Raw genomic sequence first — 11,596 nt, forward strand, 5'->3', positions numbered from 1 at the left:
AATGAGTAGGAATGAGGAGTTCTATGTTTAGCGGACAGTAATAATTGTAAATTTTCAATCCGTTTCTTATTTGTCATACATCAAGCAGTCGTGTGTTACAAATCGAACAGATGCTCGTAACTTGATGTGACATAATTGGTTAGCGTAAGGTATAATGATTCGAGCTCTTTTGTGTTAACTTTACCGTTCTCATACCATTTCATGGACACGGTGTTGGTCTTGTTGAAAATTTCTTTCTCAACAGGTTTCAATTTTTGCATAATTCCATCGCCCTGTTTGTTGTAGAGCGCTTCCCAATTGAAATATCTGTCAGAACCAATTCCTTGGTGATAGGAATAAACCCGATCTTTTAGCGTGTCCACTTTCTTTCCAAAAACGGTCACTTTCTGGCCTGCCCCGATCGTGTATAAAGCTGGTAGCAATTTATCCGCGTTTTTAACCCAAAAGGGAAAAGCTGTGCTCACAGGAGGATAGCCAATGACGGTCCACATGGTTGTTAGCTCAGGGTTTTCGTGCGGTTTTACGCCTTCGATAACACCCGAGCAAGCTGTTCCCACTCTTGAGATGAAATCGTGGTCAACAAACCATCCGGATGTGTTGGGAATGTTATGGGCGCCATCGTGTAGGTCTATGCCAAGTTTGGGGTTAAGGAAAGAGCGGTCTAAATGTTCGAATATCCAGTCGGGGGTGATAGCTTTGGCTTTTGCGGCTTGGCTTAAAGCATCATCGGCAGTTTTATAACGCACGTATCCCAACCCCTCGTTGGGCTCTCCTGTGAAACTGAAATTTGTTCTCACGGCATATCCATTGGGTGCTATTTTGGGGTCGTTTACGTCAAAAAAATGATAACTTCGCGTGCTCACTTCCACCCACACGGCTCCACCCTCAGCATCGATTACACCAAAGTTGGCGCACAATCCTACGAGCTTAGTGGTGTCAAGATAGTGCCTTAGGTCTTGTACGGTGGCGCAAACGCTAAGCGTTTTGTACATGAACTCGCCATTTTTCCCACCCGGCTCTATACCGTTAACCGTTTTCTCAAGGTTGAATGATTGTGTGTTTATAATGGAAAATCCAGCCGTGTTTGTTCCCAACCACACTTCTTCTTTTGATCGAGGTTGGCAATCTACAACGCCAATAAAGTCATATTTCTGTCCTTTGAAAAAACGCATGCAGTTTTGTAGAGCGTCTGTATCACGCACTTTCCATATCATAGGCCGACCGTCTTTGGTGGCTTTGCCCGTTATTACCGCGGCCGTGCAGGCATGCCCAGTGGCAACTATCATGCAAAAAATGTAAGTGATTAGTAGTGTTTTTTTCATATTCCTTAATTCCGCAACACTATTATAAATTAAACTTTTTAAGTACCTGAGCAACAAAAAGTTGTTCAGGATTTTGCCATGTCAGAATTTTCACTTATCGTAGTGTTGCAAAAAAACAAGAGAATCCGACGATAGACATGGCGAAGATACAAATTAAATCTGAGAGACTCACTCCTTTTGGGGGATTATTTTCAATCATGGAGCAATTTGACTCCACATTATCATCTATTGTGTATTGCCTCAAGTCACATTGTGGGGTAAGGGGATATTGTAGGCAGAAGTGGGTGCTTCAAGTTCAAATTATCTGCAAATTCAGTAAGTAATGAGAGGACGTGTAAACGCAATAAGGACGTTCAAGGGCTTAGTTGCGGATTTGAGGGGAATAACAAATGTTTTGATGATTTATACCACGCATCATCACTTGATATATCCCCGTTCCTGAAGGTTGTCTGGATTGCCTTGCCATTAACTCGATATTACGTATTCCATTTTATCTGAAACAGGAACCTGTCCCACTGTTTCTTTCCCCTGTTTTTATAGGATATATTTTGAAAGAGATGAATGATGAGTTTTATATGCTAACAAACAAATGCACCATAAACTCTCGACCTCGCAACGGCAATACGGAGCGATAGGTGTTGATGCCGGCGTTTGGGGCTACGACATACGACTTCGAGTTGAGCACATTGGCGAAGCTTCCTGCAATAGCCCACGACTTGTTGATGGTGTAGCGGACGGAGCCGTCGATGAAGGTGCTTGATTTATAATCTTCGGTGGCAATCTCGTTGGTGATGCTCTGCATTTTTGCCTTTATCTCAACGCTCTTTATTGGAAATAGCGAGAGGGAGGCATTGGCGACGAGTGACTTTAGGGTGCTGGAATTGCTGATGTCGTTTCGCTCCCAATAGGCATTGCCTGTGGCATCGACTGTAATTCGCAACCATTTCAGTTTCTGATATATCGACTCAACGTGAACGGAAAATATGTTGGAATGGTTGGTCGTTGTCTGTTGCGATTGCGAAAGCATATAACTGTTTTGGGAGTATGAGAATTCCGTCTTCAGCGACAATCCGATGTCAGTGAATGACTTGTCGGCTGACAATATAGCCATAAATGAGTGGCGATTGTTCGTGCCCTCGACTTCGGTTATCACGTTGTAGTCGGATGTATATTCGTAGTTGTTGTAGGCTTCCGCTTTCTCGTGGGTATATAGAACTGTGAGATTGGCGAAAAACATGTTGACCAAGTCTCGATATCTTAGCGACAGCGATGCCCGACTATTGACATTCCTGTAAATGTTGTTGCTCGGAATGACTATTGATCGATAACCAGTAAAGTATTGACATGGAGAATAGTATGGTAAGGCATTGTCGCTAGGGGTAAGCGAAGCTGACATCGTTGCGCTGAAACTGTTGGAAAACTTGTGGCGCAGGGTGGCAGTTGACGACATCCACCAATAAGAGCGAGACTTGCCGACAAAGTCGTTGCCACTAATGCTTACGTGGGAATATTCGATGGGCAGAGCCAAGGATATGCCGCCCTTGTCGCTAAACCTCAGATAATAACTTGGGAGAACGGATAGCTTGAGCTGCTTGCGGTGCATGTTGGAAACAATCTCGTAGCTGTTATCGCGATAATAAACCTTTGCATCTATGTCGAGATAGTTGTTGAAGAGAGGAACATTCGTCGACAGGAGGTTCTTTATCATCATGGACTTTGAGACGAGCGACTCGCGGAGATTGTATATTGCGAAGGAGTCGCTACTGTTGTCCAAAGATTCCTTTCGGTCGTAATAGCGGAAAAGTGTTTTCGCACGCAATACCAGTCTGCCCAACTGGAACAATGAGTTCAAGTAGTTTTGCAGGTAAGCGGGACGGCTATATGTGCGTTCGGCAATGGATGCACCTCGACTGCCGATCAACGACGAAAGTGTTGAGCGATTGATGGAATAGCGCAGCTCGTCCGACAAGAATATTTCCTTTGAGTTCAACTCATATTTCATGATTGGCATCAGCGCAAAGGTTTTTCTCTTGTAGGATTTGCTCTCGCTGATAGTTAGTGGATAGTCGCCGCCGTAAGTGTTGCTTATCTCATTGCTGCTCGTTGAATGGTCGCCATAATAGACGATGTTGCAACGGAATGTGGAATTGTCGGTCAACTTCTTCAGCCAGTTCAATCCTGCCGAATACGACTTGTTGAGGAGATACCTCTCCTGCGGCAATGATTCCTCCACCATTTCGGTTGAGAGAGCCTTTAGCATCTGTGGCTCGTAGGCATCAATGTCCGTCATGTCGATATGCTCTTTCGTATCTGTCGAGATGTCCGTTCCCGTGTTGTTCATCTTTCCCGATATAAGCAGTTGACTGCCATCCATTATCTGGGTGAGAAAGAGATTGTTATCCCACCTGTCGGGATTGATGCCTGCCCCTGCCTGTATCTCGCCGAAGAGCCTTGACTTGTGCTTATTGTCTATCTTTATGTTCAGTGCGGCGCGGTCGGATATCTGCCTGCCTTCAAGCATCTTAACGGGTTGGTGGTTCTCTATCACCTCCACACTCTTCACAGCCTCTATCGGCATGTTGCGAGTGGCTTGGTTGTAGCTGCTGCCCATCAAGTCAAGTCCCTCAATATAGAACTTGTTGATAGCCTTTCCTTGCACCGAAACCGCCCCGTCGCTCGACACCTTCACTCCAGGCAACTTCTTCAACACGTCTTCAAGGTGGCGGTCACCATCCTTTGCAAACGAACTGACATTGTACACCAGCGTATCGCTCTTCGCCCTTATTGGCGGCACTTTGACTACGACTTCCTTTATTTGCGTCTCCGTTTGCTGCAACAATATTGTGTTGATGCCCGACTGACTGCATCTGCTCGCACTTAGCTTTTTCTTCGCATAACCCATGAGAGAGAACTCCAACATGTCGTTTTGGGCAGAGGCTACGGATAGCCTGCCGCCATTGCCGGAAATGGCATAGCGGTACTTCTTGCCCTGCGACGAATATACTCGACACGTCACGCTGACAAGTGGTTTCTGTGTTGTCGAATCTTTCACCACAAACTCCAGTTTGCCCGTCTGCGCAATGGCTGTCGCAAAGCCAATGGCAAAAAAGAGAATGATGGCGAAGGCTCTACTGATGCTGCTATTCAAGTTCTATGGGATTATAAGGTTTGGAGTTTACGCTAGCTCTCGTCTCAGCATCCACCTTGATAGTTCCGTCGGAAGTGAGTGCTCCTACGGGGTCGGCACAGTAGTTCTTGTAGATTTTCCTCACCTTTTCGCGGCTAGTCTTTATTATGTCGCTCTTTGTCCAAAAATAAATAGGTGTTGAAGTGGTCGCCTTTTCCAGTCCTACCAGTGTGAAGATAAAGTTGTCTTGGGTATCAACGACCTTGAATATCAGTCACGGCAGTCCGTTGAACTTGTAAGGGCCATAAGACATATTTACTTCTGGCGCATACCAAGCCGTGTATGTCCTTCCGAAGAGCGTTGTTTTCGCCTTGTTGCATTTATATCCCGCTATGGTTGAGTCGCCTTCGAGCAATTCCCATTCCAGCTTTGGGCAGTCCTCGCTGTATTGGTACTTTTGCTTCAGTCCAGCCGTGCGCTGTATCGTCTCCTTGTCTTTTTGCTTGTCGATGATGATGCTTTCCCGGAATTGTTCCTTTTTCATAACGCTTAGCATCATCGGACCCGTCTGGATTATCGGAAGCTTCTCCTTTGCCGTCACGTCAATCAGCGAGTCAAACTGAAGTTCGTAATAGTCGCAAAAGCGATTATATCTCTCGCCAACTTGCAACACAGTCAGTCCCTCCCTTTTCGTGTCGGGATAGGCTGCATCTTTGGCGTACTTGTAGTCATAGGTCACCACATACTGCGCCGTCTCCAATATCTTCTTTGCTATCGTATCGCTCTTAGGCGGATTCTTCAGCTGAGAGAAGTCAATGGTTTGAGCTTCTGTAGTATCGATAATCGAAAAAAATAATAAAATAAGTAATATATATTTATTCATAATTAAAATAATAAAATAAGTAATATAAATTTATTCATAATTATCTTCGGCAAAGAGAATGTTGGACACTCCAAAAGAAGGTCCGACACTCTCTAAATTAAATTATTCGTCACAAAGTACAAGGTTTATTTGTTCAATCTGTTTGCTATTGTCTCCATACGCTAGTTATTTTAGTTCACCCTTAATTCCGCAAAACGATTATAAATTAAACCTTTTAAGTACCTAAGCAACAAAAAGTTGCTCAGGATTTTGCCATGTCAGAATTTTCACTTATCTTAGTGTTGCAAAAAAAACAAGAGAATCCGACGATAGGCATGGCGAAGATACAAATTAAATCTGAGAGACTCACTCCTTTTGGGGGATTATTTTCAATCATGGAGCAATTTGACTCCACAAAGACTTGACGTAAAGAAGTTCGGACTCAATGCAACAAGTCGCATAAAAGCGTTTGTCTTCAGGTTTATCTCTGTACCAGCCAAGTGGATCAGGACATCAAGGCGGTATGTGCTGAATATCTATACCTGTAATAATGCTTACGCAGATGTTTTCCAGACTGATTTTGGATAATGCCTTCAACTTATGGAAATGATATAGCGTATTGCCTCAAGTCACATTGTGGGTTAAGGGGATATTGTAGGCAGAAGTGGGTGCTTCAAGTTCAAATTATCTGCAAATTCAGTAATGAGAGGACGTGTAAACGCAATAAGGACGTTCAAGGGCTTAGTTGCGGATTTGAGGTATATAACATCTTGACATATGCATCTTGAGCTTTTTTGTTTCCAGGCAAGAAGATCTCTTTTCCATCTGTATCTATCAACTTTACAGGATTCCCTACACAATACACATAGTTTCCAATATTTAGATATTTCTCTGCTAACGGATCCACACACATCCATCTTCCCAACACAGCATCATAGTGGCGTATCTGGTCAACTAAGAGCCAGCCACCTATTATAAAAAGTGAGCTACAAAAGAGCTTCATCCTTTTTATTCTGGCGAAAGCACTGCGCTTCATCCCTGCATGAAGCGTTGCCTGTCAACGATAAAGCGAAGATGCTCGCCCTCGCCAATCACCTCGCCATTCTCCTTTGCGACAACATGGAATGAGAGCTTGCGGCGGTCGACCTTTGTCAAGGTTGCTGTAGCCTCTACGGTTGCACCGAGCTTGCTGGGCTTGACATGTGATGCTCCGAGATAACCGCCCACTGTGGTTTGCCCCTCATCCAATTCGTTTGCCACAGCCAACATGGCAGCGTTCTCCATAAGTGCCAACATGGCAGGTGTACCCAACACGGGAAGGTCGCCAGAGCCCAAGGCTTGCGCTGTATAAGCTTCGGTAACGGTTAAAACACTGGTATGCGATAATCCTTCTTTTAACATCATCATTCTTTCGATTTAAGATTTACTTTTTTCGGTTTCATGGTCACAGTGACACTGGTAGGAAACATATAACTCCAGTCATTGCGCTCAAAAAGTGTCTGTCGCATCGTGGATTCCTTGCGTTTCAGACGTCCTTTGAACAACACTCGCTTGCCGTATTTAACAGTGACGAACTTATCCAAATCGACCAACTCGTCATTGAGATAAAGCGTAAGCGTTGTGTAATCACACTGCGTGATGTGGACACAATTTCCTTGGATATAAGCCCTGAGCATTTTACCCGGTGCCAATTCTGCTGGTGGCACGCCCAACCAATAGAAGTAAGGTTTCACCACTTCGGCTTGTTGCCAGACAATCTTCTTTGGATACGGATTGCGTCTAAACTTTGCCATCCATGGCACGGCAGCCGAATCAACCCGATTCATCCAATGCCCCACACCTTTTATAATATGTGTTTGATGAACGTATCCCAAAGGGTCGTGCTGCTGCAGTGAGTCCATTTGTAGTCCTCGCTGTGCTGCCAACGTACTACGATTGTAGGCAGCATCGTGCTCACCACACCAAATCATGAAAGGCGTGTTGCGCAGATTCAGCAATGACACATCGCCCGGATGTCCTGCCATCATAGAAGCTGCTGCCCACGAGTCTGCCATGCGTGGAGCCATGCGCCACACGCCATCGCCACCAGCCGAATAGCCCATAAGATACACCTTGTCAGGATTGACGCCCTCGAAAGCCACACACATCTGAATAAGTTGTTCGTAGAGTGGGTCGATGCCTTCGTGACACCACATATCCCATAAATTCCATGGCGCACGAGGTGCGACATATACCGCCTGTTGTGGACGGTAAAGATACTTTTGGTTCTCCCACTGCTGGTTGTTCGTCTCTTGAGTCGTTCCACCGCCCCCATGCAGTGAGATAAACAAGCTATAACCATCGGCAGGTTTTTCACCGTAGGTCACCCACCACAAGGACATTGTAACGCCATTATGGGTCAGCGTACGCTGACGGTAATAAAGTCCTAACCGTGCCTTGGTGAGCTTTACCCAATCTTTCTTCAATCGCTCTCCCACCAGTGCCACTTCGGGCTTAGCCATCGCACGTTCACGCATGGCACGCTTTGACTGTCCAAACAGGTGGAGACTGAAACAACAGAACCCTATCAGACAAAGGCTCCATTTTGTATTTAGTTGAACCAATTTCATCGTTTCATGATTTGTTGTTTGACAAAGATACTACTTTTTTTACAATGCAATGCGCAACGTTCTAAAATACTTGTTTCTTTTCAAAAGACCTCCAATCGCCTGAATACTTCCAAACAGTACGCCAGTCCTGTTGGCTCAAATAATGGATAAAGCAAGAAGGAGAGCATATGATATCAACATATCTATGCAATGACAGCATTGGAAACGACAAAATTATCAAGCGTTTTTGTTAATAATTGTCGAAATAAAGCTTTTTTAGCGATAAATTACTTGCCTATTATGCAGATATTTTTAATTTTGTGAATAGAAACGTATAAAGTTACAGTGAATGAGATTTAAGAACGACAGACTTGAAGCAATTAAGCTACTCATATCGAGCCAAGAAATAGGAAGTCAGAAAGAATTGTTGGAAGCCTTGGAGGCAGAAGGATTTATTGTTACACAAGCGACATTGAGTCGCGACCTCAAACAGCTGAAAGTGGCAAAAGCCGCCAGCATGAACGGCAGATACGTATATGTACTCCCCAATGAAACGATGTACCGAAGGGTACAGAAGCCTCTTCCCGCTCGCGAAATGATGTTGACACCTGGGTTTCTGTCCATCCAGTTTTCTGGGAATATTGGAGTCATCAAAACACGCCCAGGCTACGCCAGCAGTATCGCTTACAACATTGACAACAGTGACATACCCGAGATATTAGGAACCATAGCTGGCGACGACACCATAATGATTGTGGTGAAAGAAGGAGTCCAAGAATTTGAAATCATTGACTTGCTCCACGAGTTAGTCTTCAAGATATAAGTCATCGCAGCCAAACATTTTGTGCATTCCTTACCCCAAAACAGGGAAGCACAGACTACATAGGTGGCAACACGATACACTTCTAAACACTCACTAAAAGAAAGGAAAAGAAAAATGAAAAAACTGACATTGTCAAATGACAAAAAGATTGGTGGCGTATGTGGCGGAATAGCCGAATATTTTGATTTAGACAAAACATTAGTTCGTGCGCTTTATGCCGTTATCACCTTATTCACCGCCTTTAGCGGAGTGATTCTCTACATTCTTTTGTGGATGATTCTTCCTAAGAAATAACATGGCATTGCCAACCCTTTCCAAACATATCGACTCGGCATGCACGCTGCGTCGGTGTGAAGGGGAGAGTATGTCCGCCTGATTTGGTAAAGGCTAAGAAATGAATACTACCATTTCTCTCGATATCGCATATTTTATGCACAGGCAATAAGAGTCTGTGCATTTTTTATTATTTATCAACAATTGTTAGCACTACATAACAAAAAGGTAAATTCTATTCCAAAAGGTTTTTATACTTTTGAACGGCTATCAGGAATTTCCTGAATACCACACATTATTAATATAACAACGCATGGAAGAGTCAATAAAACAAATAGGACAGCGACTGAAAGGACTGCGAGAGGTCTTGAACATCCCAGCCGAAGAGATTGCGCAACTGTGTAACATCTCGACAGAGCATTACAAAAAGATTGAGGCGGGAGAAGCCGACCCTTCACTCTACCGGTTAACGCGAATATCCAAGCACTATGGCATTGCGCTCGATGTGTTGCTGTTTGGTGAGGAGCCTCGCATGAGCTCTTATTTCATTACCCGTAAGGGGCAAGGACTGACCGTTGACAGACATCAAGAATACAAATTTCAAAGTTTGGCGAGTGGCTTTAGGGGTAGGAAAGTAGACCCGTTTTTAGTTCAAGTAGACCCGTTGCCAGATAATGAGAAATATAATAAGAATACACACAAGGGTCAAGAGTTTGACATCATCATTGAAGGAACCTTGGAGATTACAATAGAAGACAAGGTTCTGGTACTACAACCGGGTGACAGCATCTATTTTGATTCCTCGAAGATGCACTGCATGCGAGCTGTCAATGACGAGCCTTGTCGTTTTTTGTGTATCGTTATCTAAAACACATAAGTTCATGGTAGAAAGATTTTTAACGCAAACTTCGTTTACTTCAGAGGAAGATTTCAAGGCGAATTTGCACTTTAAGGTACCCGAGAATTTTAATTTTGCTTATGACGTCATGGACGTATGGGCAGAAGAAAGACCAGATAAGTTAGCATTGCTATGGACCAATGAGCAGGGCGCAGAGTTAAGATTTACGTTTCAGGACTTAAAAGAACAAACAGACCAGACCGCTGCTTATTTTCAGAGTCTGGGCATTGGGCATGGCGACAAAGTAATGCTCATCTTGAAGCGTCATTACCAATGGTGGCTCGCCATGCTGGGCTTGCATAAATTAGGAGCGGTAGCCATCCCTGCCACCCACATGCTAACCACGCACGACATCATCTATCGCAATCAGCGAGCCAGTGTCAAAGCCATTGTCTGTGCAGACGATACCTATATTATTGAGCAAATTCGAGCAGCCTTACCCAAGAGTCCAACCGTTGAAACGGTGATTAGCATTGGAGAAACCGTACATCCAGAATTCCACAACTGGGAGAAAGAATGGAAACAAGCACCTCCATTTGTTCGTCCCAAATACGTGAACTCTAACGAAGACACCATGCTGATGTATTTTACCAGTGGTACCAGTGGTGAACCAAAGATGGTGGCGCACGACTTTCTATATGCCTTGGGACACATCACGACGGGCGTTTACTGGCACAATCTGCAAGAAGATAGCATCCATCTCACAGTGGCGGACACGGGATGGGGAAAAGCTGTTTGGGGGAAGCTCTATGGACAATGGTTTGCAGGAGCGGTTGTTTTTGTCTATGATCATGAGAAATTTAATGCACCATCACTCATGAGACAAATGGAGAAATACCATATCACCTCGTTTTGCGCACCACCAACGGTCTATCGCTTTATGATTCGAGAAGACTTTTCCAAGTACGACTTGAGTGCCCTGCGCTATTGTACCACCGCAGGCGAAGCCCTCAACCCTGCTGTGTACCAAAAGTTTTTCCAACTAACAGGCATCCAACTCATGGAAGGCTTTGGGCAAACCGAGACCACCATGACATTAGGAACATTCCCATGGCAGACACCTAAGCCAGGCTCTATGGGAAAACCCAATCCGCAATATGACGTACAACTACTCAGAAGCGATGACACACAATGCGAGGATGGCGAAAAGGGCGAAATCTGTATCTATATCGGAAATAATAAACCAATCGGTTTGTTCAAAGGTTATTACCGTGACCAAAACCTAACACTAAAAATATGGCACCATGGCTATTACCATACAGGAGATATGGCATGGCGCGATCAAGACGGCTATTACTGGTTTGTCGGTCGCTCGGACGATGTCATTAAGAGTTCAGGCTATCGCATCGGTCCGTTCGAGGTAGAGAGTGCACTCATGACCCACCCTGCTGTTGTAGAGTGTGCTATCACGGGCGTACCCGATGACATTCGTGGCATGGTGGTGAAAGCTACTGTGGTATTGGCGGATGAATGGAAGTCGAAAGCCGATGACACGCTCATCAAGGAGTTGCAAAATCACGTGAAGCACGAAACGGCTCCCTACAAATATCCCCGTGTCATCGAGTTTGTGGACGAACTGCCAAAGACCATCAGTGGAAAAATTCGTCGAGTGGAAATCAGAGAGAAAGATAACCAAAAGCAATCATAGATTGCCAACAATATTGCAAAAAACGCTGTACAGAATTCTGCACAGCGTTTTTTCT

General features: G+C 44.5%; 11 protein-coding genes and 2 pseudogenes. 6 read left to right on the forward strand and 7 right to left on the reverse strand.

What is annotated here, in order from left to right; all coding sequences use genetic code 11:
* Positions 1-95 precede the first annotated feature (95 nt).
* The gene (locus BN35_RS10760) at positions 96-1,322 is read right to left on the reverse strand and encodes a hypothetical protein (protein ID WP_025072929.1); all 1,227 of its coding nucleotides are present in this window, start codon (positions 1,320-1,322) and stop codon (positions 96-98) included.
* A 137-nt stretch (positions 1,323-1,459) separates the two neighbouring features.
* On the opposite strand from BN35_RS10760, the pseudogene BN35_RS14370 reads away from it, so the two are divergent.
* Positions 1,460-1,591, forward strand: a pseudogene (locus tag BN35_RS14370) (IS1380 family transposase); the annotation flags it as partial.
* A gap of 302 nt (positions 1,592-1,893) precedes the next feature.
* Here BN35_RS14370 and BN35_RS10765 read toward each other — a convergent pair.
* From BN35_RS10765 to BN35_RS10770, 3 genes are all read right to left on the reverse strand, one after another.
* Positions 1,894-4,470: a TonB-dependent receptor gene (locus BN35_RS10765; protein WP_036893425.1), complete on the reverse strand. Its 2,577-nt coding sequence runs from the start codon at positions 4,468-4,470 to the stop codon at positions 1,894-1,896.
* Positions 4,463-4,594: a hypothetical protein gene (locus tag BN35_RS14210; RefSeq protein WP_257009521.1), complete on the reverse strand. Its 132-nt coding sequence runs from the start codon at positions 4,592-4,594 to the stop codon at positions 4,463-4,465. The genes BN35_RS10765 and BN35_RS14210 overlap by 8 nt, the downstream gene beginning before the upstream one ends.
* 129 nt (positions 4,595-4,723) lie before the next feature.
* A complete protein-coding gene (locus BN35_RS10770) occupies positions 4,724-5,332 on the reverse strand; it encodes a GLPGLI family protein (protein ID WP_248616669.1) in 609 nt (202 codons plus the stop codon).
* Positions 5,333-5,725: 393 nt separating this feature from the next.
* On the opposite strand from BN35_RS10770, the pseudogene BN35_RS13265 reads away from it, so the two are divergent.
* Positions 5,726-5,899, forward strand: a pseudogene (locus tag BN35_RS13265) (IS1380 family transposase); the annotation flags it as partial.
* Between the two features lie 145 nt (positions 5,900-6,044).
* Here BN35_RS13265 and BN35_RS10775 read toward each other — a convergent pair.
* The 3 genes from BN35_RS10775 to BN35_RS10785 are packed head-to-tail and all read right to left on the reverse strand — an operon-like array spanning position 6,045 to position 7,920.
* Positions 6,045-6,314, reverse strand: a complete 270-nt coding sequence (locus BN35_RS10775; RefSeq protein WP_234396750.1) for an RHS repeat domain-containing protein — start codon at positions 6,312-6,314, stop codon at positions 6,045-6,047.
* 29 nt (positions 6,315-6,343) lie between these two features.
* Positions 6,344-6,712, reverse strand: coding sequence for a thioesterase family protein (locus BN35_RS10780; protein WP_025072668.1), 369 nt, complete (start codon positions 6,710-6,712; stop codon positions 6,344-6,346).
* Between the two features lie 2 nt (positions 6,713-6,714).
* The gene (locus BN35_RS10785) at positions 6,715-7,920 is read right to left on the reverse strand and encodes an alpha/beta hydrolase family protein (RefSeq protein ID WP_025072667.1); all 1,206 of its coding nucleotides are present in this window, start codon (positions 7,918-7,920) and stop codon (positions 6,715-6,717) included.
* Between the two features lie 328 nt (positions 7,921-8,248).
* Between BN35_RS10785 and argR the strand changes: the two genes are divergently transcribed.
* The 4 genes from argR (at position 8,249) to BN35_RS10805 (ending at position 11,541) form a co-directional block, all read left to right on the forward strand.
* Positions 8,249-8,722 carry an arginine repressor gene (argR, locus tag BN35_RS10790; protein ID WP_025072666.1) on the forward strand — a complete coding sequence of 158 codons (474 nt, stop codon included), beginning with the start codon at positions 8,249-8,251 and terminating at the stop codon, positions 8,720-8,722.
* A gap of 114 nt (positions 8,723-8,836) precedes the next feature.
* Positions 8,837-9,016, forward strand: a complete 180-nt coding sequence (locus BN35_RS10795) for a PspC domain-containing protein (RefSeq protein ID WP_028901074.1) — start codon at positions 8,837-8,839, stop codon at positions 9,014-9,016.
* 292 nt (positions 9,017-9,308) lie between these two features.
* Positions 9,309-9,863 (forward strand): helix-turn-helix domain-containing protein, encoded by a 555-nt coding sequence (locus BN35_RS10800; protein ID WP_025072665.1) that lies wholly within the window; start codon positions 9,309-9,311, stop codon positions 9,861-9,863.
* A gap of 13 nt (positions 9,864-9,876) precedes the next feature.
* Positions 9,877-11,541 carry an AMP-binding protein gene (locus BN35_RS10805; RefSeq protein ID WP_025072664.1) on the forward strand — a complete coding sequence of 555 codons (1,665 nt, stop codon included), beginning with the start codon at positions 9,877-9,879 and terminating at the stop codon, positions 11,539-11,541.
* The last annotated feature ends 55 nt before the right edge of the window (positions 11,542-11,596 follow it).

The sequence above is a fragment of the Hoylesella timonensis 4401737 = DSM 22865 = JCM 15640 genome (assembly GCF_000455445.1).
In the GTDB taxonomy this organism is placed as follows: Bacteria; Bacteroidota; Bacteroidia; order Bacteroidales; family Bacteroidaceae; genus Prevotella; species Prevotella timonensis.

Excerpts from the sequence above, each read along its gene's own strand:
- BN35_RS10770 (WP_248616669.1), bottom strand. The coding sequence starts at position 5,332 with ATGAATAAATATATATTACTTATTTTATTATTTTTTTCGATTATCGAT.
- BN35_RS10785 (WP_025072667.1), bottom strand. The coding sequence starts at position 7,920 with ATGAAATTGGTTCAACTAAATACAAAATGGAGCCTTTGTCTGATAGGG.
- BN35_RS10775 (WP_234396750.1), bottom strand. The coding sequence starts at position 6,314 with ATGAAGCTCTTTTGTAGCTCACTTTTTATAATAGGTGGCTGGCTCTTA.
- BN35_RS10795 (WP_028901074.1), top strand. The coding sequence starts at position 8,837 with ATGAAAAAACTGACATTGTCAAATGACAAAAAGATTGGTGGCGTATGT.
- BN35_RS10805 (WP_025072664.1), top strand. The coding sequence starts at position 9,877 with ATGGTAGAAAGATTTTTAACGCAAACTTCGTTTACTTCAGAGGAAGAT.
- argR (WP_025072666.1), top strand. The coding sequence starts at position 8,249 with ATGAGATTTAAGAACGACAGACTTGAAGCAATTAAGCTACTCATATCG.
- BN35_RS10780 (WP_025072668.1), bottom strand. The coding sequence starts at position 6,712 with ATGTTAAAAGAAGGATTATCGCATACCAGTGTTTTAACCGTTACCGAA.
- BN35_RS10800 (WP_025072665.1), top strand. The coding sequence starts at position 9,309 with ATGGAAGAGTCAATAAAACAAATAGGACAGCGACTGAAAGGACTGCGA.
- BN35_RS10760 (WP_025072929.1), bottom strand. The coding sequence starts at position 1,322 with ATGAAAAAAACACTACTAATCACTTACATTTTTTGCATGATAGTTGCC.